Below are 19723 nucleotides of genomic sequence, written 5' to 3'. Positions count from 1 at the left end.
CCGTGGGGGTACAGCCGTCTTCGGCGCCGCATAATGTCGGTGCGCGCGGTCACGATGGGTGTGTGGAGCATGTCGATCGCGTGGACCGGTTGCTGGCGCTGGTGGCGGAGTTGCGCGCGGCCTCGCCCGAGCCGCTGGAGCCGCGGGAGCTGGCGGCGCGGCTGGACGTCAGCGAGCGGACGGTGCGCCGCGACCTGGAGCTGCTGACGCACGGCGGGCTGCCGGTGCGGGCGGAGGGGCGCGGCGGATACGTCCTGGCGGCGCCTGCGGAGCCGGAGCCGCTCAGCGAGGTGGCCTCGCTGATGGGCCCGGTGCGCGGCACCCTCGCCGAGGCGGTGCGGCGGCGCCGGATCGTCCGGCTCGCCTACACCGACCAGGCCGGTGCGCGCAGCTTCCGGGACGTGGAGGCGCACGGCCTGGTGACGGCCCCCTACGGGGAGTACCTGGTGGGGTGGTGCCTGATGCGCGACGGGCCGCGGATGTTCCGGGTCGACCGGGTGGGCGCGGCGGTGCTGTCGGGGCGCGGCGCGGAGGTGCGGGACCTGGACGGGCTGCTGGCGGCGCTGCGGGTGCCGATGCCGCGTCCGGCGGCGGAGGCGGGGCCGCGGGGCCCGGCGGGCGCGGCGCGGGCGCGGGCGTGGACGCTGGACCGGCTGGAGTTCGTGCGGTCGCGGCTGCGGGACGCGGCGGCGCAGGTGCGCGGCGGCGGTGAGGGCGCCGCGGCGCTGCGGGGCGTGCTGGGGCATCTGGCGGAGTGGACGCGCTGGCAGCTGGCGGCGATCCGGGCGGCGGCGACGGGCGAGGAGCCGGTGCTGGACGGGCGCCGGCCGGCGTTCCCGGCCGAGTTCGACCGGGAGCTGCCCTATGACGCGCGGGAGCGGATGATCCAGGATGCGATGGCGCTGCGGTCGCTGGGGGATCTGGTGCGCGACCTGAACCAGGTGCTGGAGGCGGCGGCGCACTGGGCGGCCGACTGCGACGACGCGCTGTGGGAGGAGGAGCTGCCCGATCCGCGCCCCTACGGGCCGCCGGGGCCGCCGCGTCCGCTGGCCGATCTGCTGGCGGGCTGGCGGGGGCCGCTGGCGCACATCGAGTGGCATCTGGACCGGCTGACCGACGAGCCGCCGCGTCCGCTGTCGGAGGACGAGGAGGAGCTCTGGGTGGTGGACCGCTGCCCGCTGCAGGCGTGACCGCCGCAGGGGCGTTCGCGGGGGCGTTCGCGGGAGTGCAGGGCCGGGTCAGTCGCGGGCGTGCAGGGCGTCCTTCTTGGCGCGGTTGCCGCAGGTGTTCATGGAGCACCAGCGGCGGGTCCCGGGGCGGGAGGTGTCCAGGAACAGGGCGCCGCACCGGTCGCCGGCGCACGCGCGGACGCGGGCCAGGGCGGTGGAGGCGACCAGGTCGAGGGCGTCGCGGGCCAGGACGGCGAGCATCGCGGTGACGGGTTCGGCGGCGTGGTGGCGCAGCCGCCCGGCGGCGTCGAGGGCGGGCACGGGCACGGGCCGCGCGGCGGCGGTGTTGACCAGGTCGTGGGACGCGGCGTCGCAGGCGGCGGGGCCGCTCTCGCGGGCGGCGGTGACGAGCCGGTGGATCGCCTCGCGCAGGGCGCGGGCGGCCAGCAGGTCGGCGGCGTCAGCGCGCTGCGCCTCGCGTGCACCGGTTCCGTCGGTTCCGCGGGTGCCGGGGTCGTCGTAGGGGCCGAACTGGCGGATCCAGGCGTCGAGGGCGGCGGGGTCGGCGAGTTCCTCCACCGCGTCGGGGCCGCCGCGGTGGCGCAGGGTGCGGATGAAGTCCAGGCAGATCCGGCCGGCGCCCTGGCGGAAGGCGGCGGGCGGCACGGGGGGGCCGGGCGGGCCGGGCGGCGCGGAGGGGGCCATGGCGCCGAGCATAGCCGCGAACCGGTTTAACTGGTACCGTCCTGAACCGCTATAACCGGTTCATCTGTGCGAGGTGCCCGTGCCCCCGTCCTCCCCCGACACCCCGTCCTCCCCCGACACCCGGTCCTCCCGCGACGTCCCGCCGTCCCCCGACACCCCGCCGTTGGCCGACGCCTCCGCCGGCGTGTCCGGTGAGGTGGTCCTCGGCCGTCGGCTGATCTGGTTCCTCGCGGTGACGTGCGGGGTGACCGTGGCGAACATCTACTTCCCGCAGGCGCTGATCCCGCTGATCGCCGAGGGGCTGCGGGTCCCGGACGGCACGGCGGCCCTGGCGGCCACCGCCGCGCAGCTGGGGTACGCGGCGGGGATGTTCCTGCTGGTGCCGCTCGGGGACCGGGTGCCGCACCGGCGGCTGATCGCGGTGCTGACGGCGCTGACCGGGGCGGGCCTGCTGGCGGCGGGGCTGGCGCCGGACGTGCCGGTGCTGGTCGCGGCGGGCGCGCTGGTGGGCGCGACGACGTCCGTCCCGCAGATCATCCTGCCGATGGCGGCGGGGCTGGCCGGTGAGCGGCGGCGCGGCGCGGTCACCGGCACGCTGCTGAGCGGGCTGCTCGGCGGGATCCTGCTGGCGCGCGCGTTCGGCGGGGTCGCCGGGGCGCAGCTGGGGTGGCGCGCCCCGTATCTGATCGCGGCGGTGCTGGCGCTGCTGCTGGCCCCGGTGCTGGCGGTGGTGGTGCCGGTGACGGCTCCGGCGTCGCGGCAGCGCTATCCGCGGCTGCTGGGCGAGGCGGTGCTGCTGCTGCGGCGCGAACCGGACCTGCGGCGCTCCTGCCTGTACCAGGCGGCGATGTTCGGCGGTTTCAGCGCGGCGTGGACGGCCGTGGCGCTGCTGGTCAGCGGCCCCCGGTACGGGCTGGGCGCGCAGGCGGTCGGGCTGGTGGCGCTGGTGGGCGCGGCGAGCATGGCGTGCACGCCGGTCGTGGGGCGCGTGGTCGACCGCGCGGGTCCCGACGCGGTCAGCCCGGTGTGCGCGCTGGCGGTGACGGCCGCGGCGGCGGTGCTGGCGGGCGGGTCGGCGGGCGGCGCCGCGGGGATGGCGGCGCTGGTGGCGGGGATGCTGCTGCTGGACGCGGCGGTGCAGTCGGGACAGGTCGCCAACCAGGCGCGGATCTTCGCGCTGGCGCCGGGGGCGCGGGCCCGTCTCAACACCGCCTACATGACGTGCTCGTTCCTGGGCGGCAGCGCGGGGTCGTGGCTGGGGGCGGCGGTGTACGGCCGGTTCGGGTGGACGGGGGTGTGCGGGCTGGTGGCGTCGTCGGCGGCGGTGGTGGCGGTCGCGGCGGCCCGGCACGTCCGGCGCGGCCGGCGCGGCCGGCGCGGCAGCGCGGGCGGTCCCGTCCCGCCGCCCGTCCCGTTCCCTGCCCGGTCGTCCGCGCCGGGCGGTGCGCCCGTCGGCGGGGCAACGGTCACCGGCGACTCGGAGGAGCCGCCCGCAGACCGGAGGGACCTTCGGCGTCGGCGGTGACAGGCACCGCCGCGGCGCCGGGCCCGTGGCCGTTGGATTGGTGGCCGTTGACGCGGTTCAGGTCGCGGGTGAACCAGACGGTCTTGCCCGTGGCGTGGGGGCGGGCGCCGAATCCGGTGGCGAGCGCGGTGACCAGGAGCAGTCCGCGGCCGGCCTCGGCCCAGTCGAGGACGGCGGGCGCCGGGCGCGCGGCGGGCGGCGCGGCGGGGTCGGCGTCGCCGACCTCTCCGGTGAGGCGGGCGCCGTCCAGGCGCAGGGCGAGGCGGACCGGTCCGGTTCCGTGCACGACCGCGTTGGTGACCAGTTCGTCGACGATCAGGACGATGTCGTCGACGTCGGCGGGGTCGTCGACGTGCCAGGCGCCCAGTGTCCGCGTGGTGAGGGCGCGTGCGCGGGAGGCGGTGCGGGTGTCGTCGGGCAGTTCCCATGACGCGGCCCTGGACGCGCCGCCGGAAGCGTCCGGGGAGGGGCTCCGCTCCCCCGCGACGGCCCCGATGCCGGTCGTATCGATGCCGGTGGCGTCAATGCCGGTCGTGGCTGTGGCTGTGTCGATGCTGGTGGCCGTGTCGATGCCGGGCCCGTCGGCTCCCACTTCCCCGTCTCCTCACCGTTGGCGGTGTGCGGGCCGGGTGCGGCGCCGGGTGTTCCCCGTCCTGGCGTCCGGTTCCGGCGTTCTCCGCGTCGGTCCATCTTCAGGGACGCATCGGGCGCGGGGGCGGTGCACGGGCGCAGGCGTTCCTCACCCGGGGGTGAGGTGATGGTGGACACGCGGACGGCCCCGATGGAATGAGCAGGGTCCGGTTGCCGTTATGGTGGGTGGCGTCGGTGTGGCTTGTGTCCCCCGGGCTCTACACAATGCCTTCGGGGAATACCGCCGGTCCGTACGGTCCGGGCTGGAACTCCGTTGTGCCTTTCGCCGTGAGGCGACCACCACACCGGCCTAAGCGCCGAGGCCCCGGCGAGATTCGTTCTCGCCGGGGCCTCGGCGTTCGCATGCTCGGCGGCATGCGGCAGGATGCGGGCGTTTCAGCCGGGCGTTCAGGTGTTCGTCCAACCGTTCAGATGTTCGTCGGGGCGGGGTGCCGGGGGCCGTCCGCGGCGGGGGGCGGGCGGCCGGGGCGGCGGGCGGTGGTGCGGGTCACTGCACCAGGGCGGCGGCTATCGCGGCTCCGATGGCCGCCAGGACGACGGCGGCGGTGATCAGTGTCGCGGTGATCACGCGGGCGCGGCGTCCGCGGGGGGCGCCGAGCCGTGCCAGGCGGCCTGCCAGCCGCGGGTCGTCCTCGCTCAGGCGGACCTCGATCTGGGTGAGGATCCGCTCTTCCTCCATCGACAGCGCCATGCTCAGTACCTCCGGGGGGCGGGCAGTGCTGTGTTCTTCCCCACGGAGCATGATCATTATCCTTCGGCGGCGGTAACCGTTGCGCCGCGTGCGGGGGCGCTCTCGTGGTGGAGGCGGTCCAGGGCGGTGACGTAGTAGGTGTAGGAGCGGCCGGGCTTGGCGGAGGGGTCGATGACGCCTCCGCCGCGGATGTCGCCGATCAGGCGGGCGCGGTCGACGGGGGCGCAGCCGGCGGCCTTGCCGTCGGCCCGGTACACCGCGTAGGACACCGCGTCCTGGGAGGGCCGCCACTGCACCTTGACGCCCTTGCCGTCGGGGACGGCCTTGGTGTCCTGCACGGGCGGCGGGGCGTGGCCGCCGCGTCCGGTGGCGGCGGGCGGGATCGCGGGGCGGGAGTAGTGGTCGTCGCGGATGCGGGCGGCGAACCCGCGGCGGTTGGCGGCGATGTCGGTGGCGCTGAAGAACACGTCGCCGCTGACCTGCGGGTACTTGCGGTTGAGGGTGAGGTGGCGGGACAGTTCGGCGGGTTTCTTCCAGGCGCCGGCCTCGCCGACGCGGTAGCCGGCCTGCCCGATGGTCAGCTGCACGCCGGTGCCCTTGACCTGGTCGGCCCACCAGGCGACGAGTTCGGCGTAGCCGGCGCGGGGGTCGCCGATGGGCCAGTACAGCTGGGGGGTGACGTAGTCCAGCCAGCCCTTCTTGATCCAGCCGCGGGTGTCGGCGTAGATGTCGTCGTAGCTCTGCAGGGCGCTGGTGGGCGAGCCGTTCGGGTCGCTGGACTTGTTGCGCCACACCCCGAAGGGGCTGATGCCGAACCGCACCCAGGGTTTGGCCTGGTGGATCTGCTGGGAGAGGGTCTGGACGAGGGTGTCGACGTTGCGGCGCCGCCAGGCGGCCTTGGACAGGCCCTTGCCGTAGGTCTTGTGGGTGGCGGCGTCGGGGAAGTCGCCGTCCTCGGGGTAGGGGTAGAAGTAGTCGTCGAAGTGGACGGCGTCGACGTCGTACTTGTGGACGACGTCCAGGACGGCCTTGGTCGCCAGGTCGCGGACCTGCGGCAGGCCGGGGTCGTACCACAGGCCGCCGCCGTACTTGCGGACCCAGTCGGGGTGGCGGCGGGCGGGGCTGTTGGCGGCGAGCTTCTTCAGGTCGTCCTGGCGGCTGACGCGGTAGGGGTTGAACCAGGCGTGGAACTCCAGGTTCCGCGCGTGCGCCTCCTTGACCATGAAGTCCAGGACGTCGTAGCCGGGGTTCTTGCCCTGCTTGCCGGTGAGCCACTGCGACCACGGCTCGTACGGGGAGGGGTAGAACGCGTCGGAGTCGGGGCGGATCTGCACGTACACCGCGTTCATGTTCATCGTCTTGGCGGTGTCGAGGAGCCGGGTGAACTGCTTTTTCTGGGTGGCGGCGGACTGGCCGGGCTCGGTGGGCCAGTCGGTGTTGCCGACGGTGGCGATCCACATGCCGCGCACCTGCCGGGCGGCGCCGGCGCCGTCGGGCGCGGGGGTCTTGGGGCATTCGGGCCTGGCGCCGGCGGTGACGGGGCCGGCGCGGTCGCCGTCGTCGCCTCCGCCGAAGGCGGGCACGCCGCAGCCCGCCGTCACGCCCGTGACCGCGCCCGCCGCCAGCACCGCCGCGGTCGCCCGGATCCGCGTCCCCGTTCGCCATGCCATAGCGAGCCATTGTTACGCATCCGTTGCGGTGGTTCGGACCGAACGCCGATGTCCGTGTGATGCCTCACGGTACGGCCGTGTCCCGCTTCGTCCCTTCGGCCACCCCGTTGCGATCTTCGAACACGCGTTCCATACTGGCCGTCACACCAGGTCGTTCACGTGTTCGAGAGGGGGCGGGGGTGCGCTGGGACCACCTGCGGTTTTCCGGGGACGGGGCGGGCGCCGTCGACGAGGCGGGCGCCGGGGGCGGCGCGGCCGTGCCGCTGATCGAGCGGGGGGCGGTGGCGCGCACGTTCGACACGCCGGAGTTCCGCGGGACGACCTTCTACGAGGTCCGCGCCCGGTCGGTGATCAACGCGGTGCCGAAGGCGTCCCGGATGCCGTTCCGCTGGACGATCAATCCCTACCGGGGCTGCACCCACGCGTGCGTGTACTGCTTCGCGCGCAAGACCCACGAGTACCTGGAGATGGACGCGGGCGCCGACTTCGACTCGCGGATCGTGGTGAAGGTGAACGCGGCCGAGCGGGTGCGGGCGGAGCTGGCGGCGCCGCGGTGGCGGGGCGAGCACATCGCGATGGGCACCAACGTCGACTGCTACCAGCGCGCCGAGGGCCGCTACCGGCTGATGCCGGGGATCCTCGCGGCGCTGCGGGACGCGGCGAACCCGTTCTCGATCCTGACCAAGGGGTCGCTGATCCTGCGGGACGTGCCGCTGCTGCAGGAGGCGGCCGAGCGCGCGGAGGTGAGCGCGGCGGTGTCGGTGGGGTCGGTGGACCCCGGGCTGTGGCGGCTGGTGGAGCCGGGGACGCCGGCGCCGCGCAAGCGGCTGGAGGTGTGCGCGCGGCTGAACGAGGCCGGGATCGGCTGCTCGGTGCTGATGGGCCCGGTGATCCCCTACCTGTCGGACTCGCCGGCGCAGCTGGAGGAGGCGGTGCGGCTGATCGCCGAGGCGGGCGCGACGTCGGTGTCGGCGATCACGCTGCATCTGCGTCCGGGGGCGCGCGAGTGGTTCATGGCGTGGCTGCGCGAGCACCATCCGGAGCTGGTCGTCCCCTATGCGCGGCTGTACGGGTCGGGCGCCTACGCCCCGGCGGAGTACCAGCGGCGGATCTCGGCGCGGGTGCGGGAGCTGGCGGCCCGGTACGGGGTGGGCGCGGGGCGCCGCGGCCCGTCGCCGCACCGCCGCGTGCCCCCTCCCCCGCCGCCCGCGCCGGAGCAGCTGTCGCTGCTGTGACCCCGGCGGCCCTGCCGCCGGCGGCCGTCACAGGCGAGGTCACAGGGCGAGGTCGCGGCGCAGGGTTTCGGCGCCGGTGAACAGGAACGCGCGCAGGCCGGCGACGCGGGCGGCCTCGACGTTGGCGGGGCGGTCGTCGACGAAGGTGAGGTCGGCGGGCGCGGCGCCCAGGCGGCCGGCGACGTGCCGGTAGATCGCGGGGTCGGGTTTGGCGAGCCGCAGGTCGGCGCTGAAGAACCGGTGCCGGAACACCGCGGCCCAGGGCTCGGCCTCGATGTGGCGGGCCATCTCCAGGGGCGCGTTGGACAGCAGCGCCAGCGGGACGCGGCGGGCGTCCAGGTCGCGCAGGATCCGCAGCGTGCCCTCGTCGAGGTGGGACCACATTTCCAGGTCGAGGCGGACCAGGACCTCCAGCAGGGCGGGGGTCGCGGCGCGGCCCAGGCGCCCGCACAGCTCGCCCCAGTATCCGGCGGCGTCGACGGTGCCGAGGTCGTAGGCGCCGCGGCCGCTCCAGTACAGGTCCCAGAACGCGCCGGGTTCGGCGCCGACGGCGCCGGCGAGGCGGGCGGCGGCGTCCTCGGGCGGGGTGCGGCAGACCACCTCGCCGTAGTCGACGATCACCCATTGCATCGCGGCCCCCTCGGCGTCGCTGTTCACTTCATCGTGCTTCTAACAAATATCACGTTTGTTCGCACATGACGAGAGTTCGATGCCTGCGGGTGCCGGGCCGCGTCCGCGATCGGAGGAGGCGGGCCGGGTGCGGTGGACGGCGAGGCCGGTGCGTCCGGGGGCCAGGTGGGGGCGCAGGACCAGTTCGTCGTCGTAGCCGCCGCCGCGTTCGGGCCGGTAGGGGATGGGGTCGGCGGTGGGCAGGGCGGTGAGGCGGGCGTCGAGGCGCGCGGCGGCGCGGGCGCGCTCGGCGGGTCCGGCGCGGTCGGCGCCGGTGATCACCAGCGGCGGCAGGACGTCCATGCCGGCGTAGAACAGGGTGCCGTGCAGGAGGGGGAACAGCACGTCCTCGGCGTCGCCGTGCAGGCCGCGGGGGCCGAGGCCGGTGGCGCGGGCGCCGGCGGTGGTGACGACCAGGGCGCGGTGCCCGGCCAGGCCGCCGTCGCCGTAGCGGCGGGCGCGGCCGTCCTCGTCGTGGACGCCGAAGGCGTAGCCCTGCACGAACACGCGGTCGAACCAGCCCTTGAGGATGGCGGGCATCCCGTGCCACCACAGCGGGAACTGCAGGACCAGCGCGTCCGCCCAGGCGAGTTTGGCGTGTTCGGCGCGGATGTCGGCGGCGAGCGCGCCGGTGGCGCGGGCGTGCTCGGAGGCGGGCCCGAGTCGCAGGGGTTCGCGGGGGTCGTGGCCGACGTCGGCGGGCCCGGCGACGGGGTTCCAGCCCATCGCGTACAGGTCGGAGTGGCGGACGCGGTGGCCGTGGCGCCGCAGGGTCGCGGTGCCGTGGTCGCGCAGGGCGCCGTTGAGGGAGCGCGGTTCGGGGTGGGCGAACACCCACAGCACGTTCATCGCGTGTGCTCCTTTCGCGGGATCGCGGTGTGCGTGAGTTCGATGCTGCCGGGCGGCGCGGGCGGTCACGAGTGGCCGGTGAGCCATCATGTGCAAGGATCGGGCCATGAGCGGGGACGTGAGGGGCGTGCCGCACCGGGTGGCGGTGCTGGTGCGCGACGGTGTGCTGCCGATGGAGCTGGGGATCGTGCATCAGCTGTTCGGGCACGCCCGGTCGGCGGGCGGGGAGCGGCTGTACGAGGTGGTGTCGTGCGGGGTGGCGGCGGGACCGGTGCGCACCGACGCCGATTTCCAGGTGGAGGTCCGCAGCGGGCTGGAGGCGCTGGAGGGGGCGGGGACGGTGCTGGTGCCGGCCTCGCACGAGGTGGACGAGCGGTGCCCGGGCGCGGGGCCGGTCCCGGCGGCGCTGGCGGCGGCGCACCGGCGGGGCGCGCGGGTCGCCTCGATCTGCACGGGCGCGTTCGTCCTGGCCGCGGCGGGGCTGCTGGAGGGGCGGCGGGCGGCGACGCACTGGCTGTCGGCGGACCGGTTCACCGCGATGTTCCCGTCGGTGCGGCTGGATCCGGCGGTGCTGTACGCCGACGAGGGCGGTGTGCTGACCTCGGCGGGCGAGGCGGCGGGCATCGACCTGTGCCTGCACATGATCCGCCGCGACCACGGCGCGGCGGTGGCGGGGGACGTGGCGCGCCGGACGGTGGTGCCGCCGCACCGCGAGGGCGGGCAGGCGCAGTTCATCGCGCGTCCGGTCGCGGCGCCGCGGGAGGCCTCGACGGGGCCGGCGCGGGCGTGGGCGCTGGAGCGGCTGGATCGGCCGCTGACGCTGGCGGAGCTGGCGGCGCGGGCGTCGATGAGCGTGCGGACGTTCACGCGGCGGTTCCGGCAGGAGGCCGGGGTGTCGCCGGCGGTGTGGCTGACCGCGCAGCGGGTGCAGCGGGCGCGGCAGCTGCTGGAGGAGACCGACCTGCCGGTGGAGCGGGTGGCGGAGCGGTCGGGGTTCGGGACGGCGGCGTCGCTGCGGGCGCATCTGCAGGCGGCGGTGGGGGTGTCGCCGTCGGCGTACCGGGCCACGTTCCGCGGCCCCGGGTCGGAGCCGGGCGGGGAGCGTCCTGCGGGCTGACCGCACCGCCCGCCACCGCCCGCCCGTGCCCGCTGGAGGCGCGGGGTCAGGCGGTTTCGGTGTCGGTGAGCTCGGTCGGCTCGGCGATGACGTCGACCATGGCGCCGTTGCGCACCACGGTGATGGGCAGCGGCCGGCCGATGGCGCCCTCGAACATCAGCCGCTGCAGGGACTGGGCGTGCGACACCGGCTGCCCGGCGGCGGTGAGGACCAGGTCGCCGCGGCGCAGCCCGGCGCGGTCGGCGGGGCTGGCCGGCACGACCTCGGCGACGCGCAGCGCCTCGTCCTGCCCGGTGCGGGCGCGCAGCGCGGCGGGGACGGGGACGGGCGCGGCGACCAGGCCGAGGTAGGCGCGGCGGACGCGGCCGTCGCGCATCAGCGCGGCGATGATGCGGCGGGTGGTGGCGTTGATGGGGACGGCGAGGCCGAGTCCGGCGCCGGCGACGGCGGTGTTGACGCCGACGACGCGGCCGCGGGAGTCGGCGAGGGCACCGCCGGAGTTGCCGGGGTTGAGGGCGGCGTCGGTCTGGATGACGTCCTCGATGACGCGGGCGGCGCCGCCGCCGCGGGCCGGCAGGGACCGGCCGAGGGCGGACACCACGCCGGCGGTGACCGAGCCGGCCAGGCCGAGGGGGTTGCCGACGGCGACGACGAGCTGCCCGACGACCAGGCGGTCGCTGTCGCCGAGGGTCGCGGGGCCGGGGACGGCGCCGTCGGCGCGCACGACGGCGAGGTCGGACAGCGGGTCGGTGCCGACGACGGTGAAGTCGGCGGTGGACCCGTCGGCGAAGGCGGCCTGCCCGCCGGCGGCGGAGCCGACCACGTGGGCGTTGGTGAGCAGGAACCCGTCGCCGGTGAACGCGACGGCCGATCCGGCCCCCTCACCGCGGCGGTGGCGGACGCGCAGCGCCGCGACGCGGGGGGTGAGTTCGCGGGCGACGGCGGACACGGTGGCGGAATAGGCGTCGAGGGGCTCCTGCTCGCGGGGGTCGGGGGACATCGCGCACCTCCAGATGATTACAACATTACCGCGCAACATCGGGGGGTGGCGGGGTGTTCCCGGGGCCGAAACGCCGCCGGTAGGCGGTGGGGGTCAGGCCGGTGCGGCGCCGCAGCCGCGCCCGCAGGTTCGCGGCGGTGCCGAGCCCGCTGGCCCGGGCGACGGCCTCCAGGCGGTCCTCGCCGCGCTCGAGCAGGCGGCAGGCCAGCGCGACCCGTTCCTCGGTCAGCCAGGCCAGCGGGGTGGTGCCGAGTTCGGCCTGGAAGCGGCGGTGCAGGGTGGCGGGGTGCACGGCGGCGCGGGCGGCCAGCGCGGTGACGGTCAGGGGCCGGTCGAGGCGTTCGCGGGCCCAGTCCAGCAGCGGCTGCAGGGACGCGGCGTCGACGGCGGGGACGGGCCGGTCCACGAACTGCCGCTGCCCGCCGTCGCGTCCCGCGGCGAACACCAGCCGGCGGCTGACGGTGTTGGCGGTCTCGGCGCCGTGGTCGCGGCGGATCAGGTGCAGGCCGAGGTCCAGGGCGGCGGCGGACCCGGCGGCGGTGAGCACCTCGCCGTCGTCGACGAACAGCACGTCGGGCTCCAGCCGCACCGCGGGATGGCGGGCGGCGAACGCCTCCGCCCACCGCCAGTGCGTGGTGGCGCGGCGGCCGTCCAGCACCCCCGCCTCGGCGAGGGTGAACGCGCCGGTGCAGAAGCTGACGAGCCGGGCGCCGCGCAGCGCCGCCCGCCGGATCGCGGCCAGGACGGCGGGGTCGGCGCCGGCGAGCGGGTCGGGCCGGTTCGGGACGATCACGGTCCCCGCGGCGTCGGCGGCCTCCAGCCCCGCGACCCCGCCGAGCGTGAAGAACCCGGCGTGCATCCGCACCGACGGGCGCGGCGCGCACAACGTCAGCTCGTACCACGGGTGGCCGAGCTCGGGCCGGGCCAGCCCGAACAGCTCGGTGGCCACCCCCAGCTCGAACGGGTTGGACCCGGGCCCGACGATCACCGCGACGCGGTGCGAGGATCCTTGCGGCATATGCGATTCCTAGCACTCACGGCCGGGCGACGCCACCGGGAACCATCGACCCCATGAACACCAACAGCGACCACAACGCGCACGAGCAGCGCACACAGAACCCGGCCGACACGGCGCGGCCCGCACCGGTGGAACTCGCGGCGGTCCTGGAAGGCTTCGACCGGACGTGGAGCCCGCGGATCGTCGCGCGGGTCAACGACTACGACGTGCGGGTGGCGAAGGCGGCCGGCGAGCACGTCTGGCACGTCCACGACGGCACCGACGAGTTCTTCCTGGTACTGGACGGCGAGCTGACGATCGCGCTGCGCGGCGAGCCGGGAGCCCCGGCCGGGTCGGTGCGGGAGGTGACACTGCCGGCGGGCTCGGTGTTCGTGGTGCCGCGCGGCGTCGAGCACCGCCCCGCCTCCCCGGGCGGCGCGTCGATCCTGCTGCTGGAGCCGGCCGGAACGCTGTCGGTCGGCGACCGCCACGAGGACCTGCCCGACCACGTCGACGCCACCACCGGCCACCCCCTCCACTCCTGACCCGCGCCGCCCCGCGGCCCGTCCAAGCGCGCCGCCGGGCAGGTCAGCGCAGGGTGGACAGCCCGCCGTCGACGTGGACGACCTGACCGGTGACGTAACCGGCGCGGTGCGACAGCAGGAACACCGCGACGTCGGCGACCTCCCACGCCGTGCCCTGGCGGCGCATCGGGATCAGCGCGGCGACCTGCTCGCGGGTGGCGTTGCCGCTGGAGGCCGCGCGGCCCATGACGGTGTCGATCAGCCCGGGCGCGACGACGTTGGCGCGCACGCCGCGCCCGGCGCCCTCGGCGGCGATGTGGCGGACCAGCCCGGTCAGCCCGGACTTGGAGGCGTCGTAGGACGGCGACCGCGAGCCGGGCTTGGTGCCCGCCAGCGACCCGATGAACACCATCGCCGCGCCGGCGTCCAGGGCGGGCAGCGCCGCCTTGCCGACCAGGAACGGGGCGCGCAGGTTGACCTGCAGGACCCGGTCCCAGTCGGCCAGGGCGGTGCCGGCCATGCCGTAACCGATGCCGATCCCGGCGTTGAACACCACGCCGTCCAGCCCGCCGAGCCTCTCGGCCGCCTGCGTCACGACGCGGTCGCAGGACGCGGGATCGGTGACGTCGGCGACGACCACGTGCGCCCGGCCGCCCTCGGCGGCGATCATGCCGGCGGTCGCGGCGGCGGCGTCCTCGTCGACGTCGGCGCAGGCGACCTCGGCGCCCTCCCGGGCGGCGGTGACGGCGATCGCGCGGCCGTTGCCGACCGGGGCGTCGGGATCGGCGCTGGGACGGGTCCCGGCGCCGACGACCAGGATGCGGCGGCCGGGCAGCAGCGCGCCGCCGGCCGGGGCCGGCTGCTCGGACGGGTACGCGGACGGGTGCGCGGGGGGACGGGGCGCGGAGGGGGCGGGCATGCCCGGCACCGTAGCCGACCCTCCCCTCCCCCGCCCAGCCCCCGAACGCGCTCGCCGCCGGGTCGCAGGTGGTTAGGGTCGGGGCCATGGACGTGATCGGGAAAGAATGGACGTGATCGGGGCGGACCGGGCCGAGCCGGTCGTCGTGGAACGCGCCGCGGGCGCCGGCGGGGAACTGGTGCTGCGCCGCGCGGGCGCCGACTACGAGATCATCAGCAACGGGATGTTCCTGATGGACACCCGCAACGGCGAATCCGAACGGCTGCTGGTCCGCGCCGCCGTCGACGCAACCCTCGCCACCGGCGGGAACGCGGAACCGGTACGGGTGCTGATCGGCGGGCTCGGCGTCGGTTTCTCCCTGGCCGAGGCGCTGTCGCACCCGGCCGTCGGGCACGTCACGGTGGTGGAGCGCGAGCCCGCGGTGGCCGCCTGGCACGCCGGGCCGCTGCGGCCGTGGTCGCGCGGCGGGCTGGACGACCCCCGCACCGCCCTCGTCCTCGCCGACCTCCTCGACGTCCTCGCCGACCTCCTCGACGTCGTCGCCACCCCGCCGTCCGCGGGAACCGGCCCGGCGGACGTGTTCGACGCGGTGTGCCTGGACATCGACAACGGCCCCGACTGGACGGTCACGCCCGGCAACGCACGCCTGTACGGCCCGCACGGGCTGGACCTGCTCGCCGGGCGGTTGAGCCCGCGCGGAACGCTGGCGGTGTGGAGCGCGGGCGCCGCACCCGGCTTCGCCGACCTGCTGGCGTCCCGGTTCGCGAGCGTGGAAGCGCTGCCGGTGCCCGTGCCGCGCGGCGAGCCGGACATGGTGTACCTGGCCCGCCGCCCGCGCCCGGAGCCGGAGCCGGCTCCGGCGGACCGGCCTCGCCCGGATGGTTCCGCCGACCACGCGTTCGGCGCCAGATGACCTGTTCGCTAGGTTTCGGCTGACAACACCGTTCATGGGAGGTTCAGTGGCCACCGCTCACGCAGCCCGGCGCAGCCCCGCCGTCCTCGGCGACCTGCTGCCCGGCTCCCTCGCCCGCGACGCCGCGCTGGTCGCGGGCGCGGCCGCGTTCACCGGCCTCGCCGCGCAGATCGCCGTGCCGCTGCCCGGCACCCCGGTCCCGGTCACCGGGCAGACCTTCGCGGTGCTGCTCGCCGGCGCCGCGCTCGGCCCCGGCCGCGCAGCCCTCGGCATGCTCGTCTACCTGCTGGCCGGAATGGCCGGCGTGCCCTGGTTCACCAACGGCGCCTCCGGCACCGACTTCCCCACGCTCGGCTACGTGCTGGGCTTCGTGGTCGCCGCGGCCGCCGTGGGCAAGCTCGCGCAACGCGGCGGCGACCGCACCCCGATCCGCACCATCGCGACGATGCTGACCGGCACCGCCATCATGTACGCCGCCGGCGTCCCCTACCTGATGGCGTCCCTGCACGTCGGCCTCGGCAAGGCGCTGCACCTGGGCATGACGCCGTTCCTGGCAGGCGACGCGCTGAAGGTCGCCCTCGCGGCGGCGCTGCTGCCGGCCGCGTGGAAGCTGACGGGCCGCCTCACCGGCCGCGCCTCCTGACACCGAGGTCCCCGCAACTCCCGCCCCCGCGCGCCTTCCGCGCGGGGGCGACGCGCGGCCGGGCGCTCCCGAGGCCCTCGTGCATGGCGGCGGCCGGAACGGGAATGTGCAGCCGGTGGCCCCGCACCCGGCATGTGGCGCACACCTCACCGGACGCCGCCGCCCCGCCTGTTTGAACAGGTTCAATTCTGCCGTACAGTGGCATTCGTGAAGCTCGCCGTGACAGCACCGGACCGCCTCGTCGTCCGCACCGTCCCGGTCGCCGACCCCGGCGACCTCGTCTCGAGACTTCCGCACCCCTCCGCCCTGGCCTGGATCCGCCACGGCGAGGGCATCGTCGGATGGGGCGAAGCCGCCCGCATCACCCTGCCCGGCGGCGAGGACCGCTTCACCGCCGCCGCCGCACTCCTGCGCGAACTCTTCGGCGCCGCCGCCATCGACGACCCCGTCGCCGTCCCCGGCTCCGGCCCCGTCGCCTTCGGCGGATTCGCCTTCGACCCCAAGTCGCCTGACTCCGTCCTCATCATCCCCCGCCGCGTCCTCGGCCGCCGCGACGGCCGCGCCTGGCTCACCACCATCGGCGACGACGCCGAACCCCTCTCCCTCGTCCACGAACCCCAGCCCCCCACCGGCCTGACCTGGGACGACGGAGCCATGCCCGCGCACGCCTGGGGCCAGGCCGTCGCCACCGCCGTCCAGCGCATCCGCGGCGGCGCCCTCGGCAAGGTCGTCCTCGCCCGCGACCTCACCGTCCGCGCCGACGCCCCCATCGACGCCCGCGTCCTGCTGCGCCGCCTCGCCGACCGCTTCCCCGGCTGCTACACCTTCTCCTGCGCCGGCCTCGTCGGCGCCACCCCCGAACTCCTCATCCGCCGCACCGGCGGCGACATCGAATCACTCGTCCTCGCCGGCACCACCGCCCGCGGCGACACCCCCGCCGCCGACCGCGACCGCGCCGCACGCCTGTCCGCCTCCGCCAAGGACCGCGAAGAACACCGCTACGCCGCCGACATGGTCCGCGACGCCCTCGCCCCCCTCTGCGCCGACCTCCACATCCCCGCCGAACCCGAACTGCTCACCCTGCCCAACCTGCACCACCTCGCCTCACCCCTGCGCGGCCGCCTCACCGCCGACCGCTCCGTCCTGGACGTCGTCGCCGCCCTGCACCCCACCCCCGCCGTCTGCGGCACCCCCACCGACACCGCCATGGACCTCATCCGCGAACTCGAAGGCATGGACCGCGGCCGCTACGCCGGCCCCGTCGGCTGGGTCGACGCCCGCGGCGACGGCGAATGGGGCATCGCCCTGCGCTGCGCCCAACTCGACGGAACCCGCGCCCGCCTGTTCGCCGGCTGCGGCATCGTCGCCGACTCCGACCCCAGCGCCGAACTCGCCGAAGCACAGACCAAGTTCCGCGCCATGCAGTACGCCCTGCAAGGCTGACCCACCCCGCCCGCACCGCCACACTGGTCACGTGCGCGCCTCACGCCTGCTGTCCCTGCTGCTGCTCCTGCAGACCCGCGGCCGCATGACCGCACGCGAACTCGCCGCCGAACTTGAAGTATCGGTCCGCACCGTCTACCGGGACGTCGAATCCCTGTCGGCCGCCGGCGTCCCCGTCTACGCCGACCGCGGCCCCGACGGCGGCTACCGGCTCCTGGAGGGCTACCGCACCCGCCTCACCGGACTCACCACCGGCGAAGCCGAATCCCTCTTCCTGTCCGGCATGCCCGGCCCCGCCACCCAGCTCGGCCTCGGCGACGTCGTCGCCGCCGCCGAACTCAAACTCATGGCCGCCCTCCCACCCGACCTGCGCACCCGCGCCGCACGCATCCGCGAACGCTTCCACCTCGACACCCCCGGCTGGTTCCGCACCCCCGACGACGTCCCCCACCTCCAAGCCGTCGCCGACGCGGTCTGGAACCAGCAGCACATCCGCGTCCAGTACCGCCGCTGGGCGCACCCCCAGCAGGTCGCACGCGTCCTGGAACCCCTCGGCGTCGTCCTCAAGGCCGGCAGCTGGTACCTCATCGCCCGCAGCCACCACCCCGACCGCGACCCCACCGACCCCCGCACCTACCGGGTGTCGCGGATCCTGACCATCGAGCCGCTCCCCCACCGGTTCGAACGCCCGCCCGGCTTCGACCTCGCCGCCTACTGGGACCAGTACGCCGCCCGCTTCGAAGCCGACTCCTACCGCGACCAGGCCACCGTCCGCCTGTCCCCCGACGGCCTCAAAACCGCCGCCGTCCTCCTGCCCCCCGTCATGGCCCGCGCCGTCCACGACAACGCCGACCCGCCCGACCCCGCCGGCTGGACCCGGATCACCCTCCCCGTCGAATCACTCCGGCACGCCCACGTCGAATTCCTCAAACTCGGCGCCGACGTCGAAGTGATCGCCCCACCCCAACTGCGCGACATGATGACCGGAACCGTCCGCGCCCTCGCCGACCGCTACCTCGGCACCACCCGCGACGCGACCAGCAACGCCACCACCGGCGCTCACCGCGACGCCGGCTGACACCCCGGACACCAGAACAGATTCCGCCCCGCCAACTCCGCCGCCGCCACCACCGACCCGCACACCAGGCACGGCAACCCCGCACGCCGGTACACGTACACCTCACCGCCATGATCGTCCACCCGCGGCGCACGCCCCATCGCCTCCGGAGTGTGCTCCGCACGGACCGTGTCGATCCGCCCCGTCCGCACCCCCTCCGCCATCAACACCACCAGATCGGCCCACACCGCCGACCACTGCTCCCGCGACAGCGCCCGTCCCGGCAGCAACGGATCGATCCCCTGCCGGAACAGCACCTCCGCCCGGTAGATGTTCCCCGGCCCCGCCACCACCGACTGATCCATCAGCAGCGCCGCGATGCTCGTCCGGCTCCGCGCGATCCGCGCCCACGCCCGCCCCGGATCGGCGTCCGCCCGCAAAGGGTCCGGCCCCAGCCGGTCCCGCAGCAGCTTCACCCCGCCCGGCTCCAGCAGCTCGCACGCGTTCGGACCGCGCAGATCCGCATGCCCGCCCGCACCCGCGAGCCGCAACCGCACCGCGCCCTGCGGCTCGGGCACCGGCAGCCCACCGAACCGCCACGTCCCATAGATCCCCAAATGGACGTGCAGGACCCGGTCGTCGTCGAACTCCAGCAGCAGATGCTTGCCGTGCGCGTCCGCGCCGACCAGAACACGGCCGTCGATCTCGGCCGCACCCGCCGCGAACCGGCCCTGCGGGCTCTCGGCGGCAACGGGACGGCCGCCGAACACCCGACGGTGCTCGGCGGCCAGACGATGGAGGGTATGTCCTTCGGGCATGACGCCCGCAATCCTACGGTCACCCCGCGGTCACCGCAGCGGAGCGCCCACCTCCCGCATGTGCCCCAGCGCCTGCCGGTAGGACTCCACCAGCCCCGTCTCGGTGAACGGCAAACCCACCGCCGCGCAATGCGCCCGCACCAGCGGCTGCACCCGCCGCAGACTGCACCGCGGGATCCCCGGGAACAGGTGGTGCTCGATCTGGTAGTTCAGCCCGCCCATCAGCCAGTCCACCACCACGCTGCCCCGCACGTTCCGCGACGTCAGCACCTGCCGACGCAGATGCCCCCACCGCTCACCCGGACCCGGCATCGCCATCCCCTTGTGGTTCGGCGCGAACACCGACCCCAGATGCACACCGAACAGCGCGTGGTGCAGCGCCATCAGCACGATCGCCTTCCCCGGCGACAGCAGCGTGAACGCCAGCGACAGGTACCCCACCGCGTGCAGCGCCAGCAGCCCGCCCTCCACCAGCTGATCCCGACGCGACCGGCCCCGCAGGAACAGCACACTGCCGATCTTCAGGTTCAGCCCCTCCAGCGTCAGCAGCGGGAAGAACAACGCCGCCTGATGACGCGCCACCCACCGCAGCACCCCCCGCTGCCGCACCGCCTGACCCTCCGTCCACGCCAGAACGCCCTCCCCCACATCAGGGTCCTTGCCGACATGGTTCGGATTCGCGTGATGCCGGTTGTGCTTGTCGGTCCACCACCCCTGCCCCATCCCCAGCAGCAGGTTCCCCAGCAGCAGCCCCAGCCACCGGTTCGCCCGCGCAGACCGCGCGATCTGCCGGTGCCCCGCGTCATGCCCCAGGAACCCCGTCCGCGCCGACAGCACCGCCAGCGGAATCCCCAGCAGCACCACCCACCAGCTCGCCCCGGCCCACCCGATCGCCGCCCACACCGCCGCCGTCCCGGCCAGGTTCAGCCCGATCGCCCGCGCGTAGTAGCCGCGACGCCGGTCCAGCAGGCCGCTCGCGCGGACCTGCCGCGCGAGCGGAGCGAAATCACTGCCGGCCGCCCGAGCGGGCGGAGCGTCGAGAATCGCGGGCATCGGTTCCTCCATCGGATCGTCGGTCGCCAACTGCTCCGCAAAGCTACGGAGACCGCCACCGGGCCGTCTCCACGC

20 protein-coding genes are annotated in these 19723 nt (G+C 75.5%); 9 read left to right on the top strand and 11 right to left on the bottom strand.

All coding sequences use genetic code 11. From position 1 onward, the window contains the following. Positions 1 to 62: 62 nt before the first annotated feature. A complete protein-coding gene (locus ACA514_RS44950) occupies positions 63 to 1190 on the top strand; it encodes a helix-turn-helix transcriptional regulator (RefSeq protein ID WP_375047618.1) in 1128 nt (375 codons plus the stop codon). A gap of 48 nt (positions 1191 to 1238) precedes the next feature. Here the strand turns inward: ACA514_RS44950 and ACA514_RS44945 are convergent, their stop codons facing one another. Next, positions 1239 to 1874: a CGNR zinc finger domain-containing protein gene (locus tag ACA514_RS44945; RefSeq protein WP_375047617.1), complete on the bottom strand. Its 636-nt coding sequence runs from the start codon at positions 1872 to 1874 to the stop codon at positions 1239 to 1241. A gap of 73 nt (positions 1875 to 1947) precedes the next feature. On the opposite strand from ACA514_RS44945, the gene ACA514_RS44940 reads away from it, so the two are divergent. After that, positions 1948 to 3399, top strand: a complete 1452-nt coding sequence (locus tag ACA514_RS44940; RefSeq protein WP_375047615.1) for an MFS transporter — start codon at positions 1948 to 1950, stop codon at positions 3397 to 3399. Here ACA514_RS44940 and ACA514_RS44935 read toward each other — a convergent pair. The 3 genes from ACA514_RS44935 to ACA514_RS44925 form a co-directional block, all read right to left on the bottom strand. Continuing rightward, positions 3341 to 3991, bottom strand: coding sequence for an ATP-binding protein (locus tag ACA514_RS44935; protein WP_375047614.1), 651 nt, complete (start codon positions 3989 to 3991; stop codon positions 3341 to 3343). The two genes, ACA514_RS44940 and ACA514_RS44935, sit on opposite strands and share 59 nt — an antisense overlap. Positions 3992 to 4537: 546 nt before the next feature. Continuing rightward, the gene (locus tag ACA514_RS44930) at positions 4538 to 4741 is read right to left on the bottom strand and encodes a DUF3040 domain-containing protein (RefSeq protein ID WP_375047613.1); all 204 of its coding nucleotides are present in this window, start codon (positions 4739 to 4741) and stop codon (positions 4538 to 4540) included. A 56-nt stretch (positions 4742 to 4797) separates the two neighbouring features. After that, positions 4798 to 6411, bottom strand: a complete 1614-nt coding sequence (locus ACA514_RS44925) for a glycoside hydrolase family 10 protein (RefSeq protein ID WP_375047612.1) — start codon at positions 6409 to 6411, stop codon at positions 4798 to 4800. A 179-nt stretch (positions 6412 to 6590) separates the two neighbouring features. Here ACA514_RS44925 and ACA514_RS44920 point away from each other — a divergent pair, with 179 nt between their 5' ends. Next, positions 6591 to 7646: an Rv2578c family radical SAM protein gene (locus ACA514_RS44920; RefSeq protein ID WP_375047611.1), complete on the top strand. Its 1056-nt coding sequence runs from the start codon at positions 6591 to 6593 to the stop codon at positions 7644 to 7646. Between the two features lie 39 nt (positions 7647 to 7685). Here ACA514_RS44920 and ACA514_RS44915 read toward each other — a convergent pair whose 3' ends face one another. Beyond that, on the bottom strand, positions 7686 to 8303 hold the full coding sequence (locus ACA514_RS44915) for an HAD family hydrolase (RefSeq protein WP_375047610.1): 618 nt from the start codon (positions 8301 to 8303) through the stop codon (positions 7686 to 7688). Between the two features lie 12 nt (positions 8304 to 8315). Then, positions 8316 to 9164, bottom strand: coding sequence for an NAD(P)H-dependent oxidoreductase (locus ACA514_RS44910; protein WP_375047609.1), 849 nt, complete (start codon positions 9162 to 9164; stop codon positions 8316 to 8318). 106 nt (positions 9165 to 9270) lie between these two features. Here ACA514_RS44910 and ACA514_RS44905 point away from each other — a divergent pair, with 106 nt between their 5' ends. After that, a complete protein-coding gene (locus ACA514_RS44905; RefSeq protein WP_375047608.1) occupies positions 9271 to 10281 on the top strand; it encodes a GlxA family transcriptional regulator in 1011 nt (336 codons plus the stop codon). A 46-nt stretch (positions 10282 to 10327) separates the two neighbouring features. Here the strand turns inward: ACA514_RS44905 and ACA514_RS44900 are convergent, their stop codons facing one another. Together ACA514_RS44900 and ACA514_RS44895 are read right to left on the bottom strand one after the other, a co-directional pair. Further along, the gene (locus ACA514_RS44900) at positions 10328 to 11281 is read right to left on the bottom strand and encodes a S1C family serine protease (protein WP_375047607.1); all 954 of its coding nucleotides are present in this window, start codon (positions 11279 to 11281) and stop codon (positions 10328 to 10330) included. A 25-nt stretch (positions 11282 to 11306) separates the two neighbouring features. Next, positions 11307 to 12299, bottom strand: a complete 993-nt coding sequence (locus tag ACA514_RS44895; RefSeq protein WP_375047606.1) for a helix-turn-helix domain-containing protein — start codon at positions 12297 to 12299, stop codon at positions 11307 to 11309. A 53-nt stretch (positions 12300 to 12352) separates the two neighbouring features. Here ACA514_RS44895 and ACA514_RS44890 point away from each other — a divergent pair, with 53 nt between their 5' ends. Then, positions 12353 to 12823: a cupin domain-containing protein gene (locus ACA514_RS44890; protein WP_375047605.1), complete on the top strand. Its 471-nt coding sequence runs from the start codon at positions 12353 to 12355 to the stop codon at positions 12821 to 12823. 43 nt (positions 12824 to 12866) lie between these two features. On the opposite strand, the gene ACA514_RS44885 is transcribed toward ACA514_RS44890, so the two are convergent. Continuing rightward, complete coding sequence (locus ACA514_RS44885) at positions 12867 to 13721, bottom strand: SDR family NAD(P)-dependent oxidoreductase (protein ID WP_375047604.1); 855 nt, start codon at positions 13719 to 13721, stop codon at positions 12867 to 12869. Positions 13722 to 13827: 106 nt separating this feature from the next. Here ACA514_RS44885 and ACA514_RS44880 point away from each other — a divergent pair, with 106 nt between their 5' ends. The 4 genes from ACA514_RS44880 (at position 13828) to ACA514_RS44865 (ending at position 17798) form a co-directional block, all read left to right on the top strand. Further along, the gene (locus tag ACA514_RS44880; RefSeq protein WP_375047603.1) at positions 13828 to 14634 is read left to right on the top strand and encodes a spermidine synthase; all 807 of its coding nucleotides are present in this window, start codon (positions 13828 to 13830) and stop codon (positions 14632 to 14634) included. A 46-nt stretch (positions 14635 to 14680) separates the two neighbouring features. Beyond that, complete coding sequence (locus tag ACA514_RS44875) at positions 14681 to 15277, top strand: biotin transporter BioY (protein WP_375047602.1); 597 nt, start codon at positions 14681 to 14683, stop codon at positions 15275 to 15277. A gap of 207 nt (positions 15278 to 15484) precedes the next feature. After that, positions 15485 to 16720, top strand: a complete 1236-nt coding sequence (locus ACA514_RS44870; protein ID WP_375047601.1) for an isochorismate synthase MenF — start codon at positions 15485 to 15487, stop codon at positions 16718 to 16720. A gap of 31 nt (positions 16721 to 16751) precedes the next feature. Continuing rightward, positions 16752 to 17798 (top strand): helix-turn-helix transcriptional regulator, encoded by a 1047-nt coding sequence (locus ACA514_RS44865; protein WP_375047600.1) that lies wholly within the window; start codon positions 16752 to 16754, stop codon positions 17796 to 17798. Here the strand turns inward: ACA514_RS44865 and ACA514_RS44860 are convergent. Beyond that, complete coding sequence (locus ACA514_RS44860) at positions 17780 to 18595, bottom strand: Fpg/Nei family DNA glycosylase (RefSeq protein ID WP_375047599.1); 816 nt, start codon at positions 18593 to 18595, stop codon at positions 17780 to 17782. The two genes, ACA514_RS44865 and ACA514_RS44860, sit on opposite strands and share 19 nt — an antisense overlap. 30 nt (positions 18596 to 18625) lie before the next feature. After that, the gene (locus ACA514_RS44855; protein WP_375047598.1) at positions 18626 to 19648 is read right to left on the bottom strand and encodes a fatty acid desaturase family protein; all 1023 of its coding nucleotides are present in this window, start codon (positions 19646 to 19648) and stop codon (positions 18626 to 18628) included. Between the last annotated feature and the right edge of the window lie 75 nt (positions 19649 to 19723).

The sequence above is a fragment of the Actinomadura sp. NTSP31 genome (assembly GCF_041951385.1).
Lineage (GTDB): Bacteria > Actinomycetota > Actinomycetes > Streptosporangiales > Streptosporangiaceae > Spirillospora > Spirillospora napierensis.
This window is presented reverse-complemented; position numbering and strand designations above follow the sequence as displayed.

Coding starts and splice junctions, on each gene's coding strand:
- ACA514_RS44885 (WP_375047604.1), bottom strand. CDS start 13,721: ATGCCCGCCCCCTCCGCGCCCCGTCCCCCCGCGCACCCGTCCGCGTAC.
- ACA514_RS44860 (WP_375047599.1), bottom strand. CDS start 18,595: ATGCCCGAAGGACATACCCTCCATCGTCTGGCCGCCGAGCACCGTCGG.
- ACA514_RS44925 (WP_375047612.1), bottom strand. CDS start 6,411: ATGGCATGGCGAACGGGGACGCGGATCCGGGCGACCGCGGCGGTGCTG.
- ACA514_RS44910 (WP_375047609.1), bottom strand. CDS start 9,164: ATGAACGTGCTGTGGGTGTTCGCCCACCCCGAACCGCGCTCCCTCAAC.
- ACA514_RS44855 (WP_375047598.1), bottom strand. CDS start 19,648: ATGCCCGCGATTCTCGACGCTCCGCCCGCTCGGGCGGCCGGCAGTGAT.
- ACA514_RS44895 (WP_375047606.1), bottom strand. CDS start 12,299: ATGCCGCAAGGATCCTCGCACCGCGTCGCGGTGATCGTCGGGCCCGGG.
- ACA514_RS44945 (WP_375047617.1), bottom strand. CDS start 1,874: ATGGCCCCCTCCGCGCCGCCCGGCCCGCCCGGCCCCCCCGTGCCGCCC.
- ACA514_RS44930 (WP_375047613.1), bottom strand. CDS start 4,741: ATGGCGCTGTCGATGGAGGAAGAGCGGATCCTCACCCAGATCGAGGTC.
- ACA514_RS44905 (WP_375047608.1), top strand. CDS start 9,271: ATGAGCGGGGACGTGAGGGGCGTGCCGCACCGGGTGGCGGTGCTGGTG.
- ACA514_RS44880 (WP_375047603.1), top strand. CDS start 13,828: ATGGACGTGATCGGGGCGGACCGGGCCGAGCCGGTCGTCGTGGAACGC.
- ACA514_RS44890 (WP_375047605.1), top strand. CDS start 12,353: ATGAACACCAACAGCGACCACAACGCGCACGAGCAGCGCACACAGAAC.
- ACA514_RS44900 (WP_375047607.1), bottom strand. CDS start 11,281: ATGTCCCCCGACCCCCGCGAGCAGGAGCCCCTCGACGCCTATTCCGCC.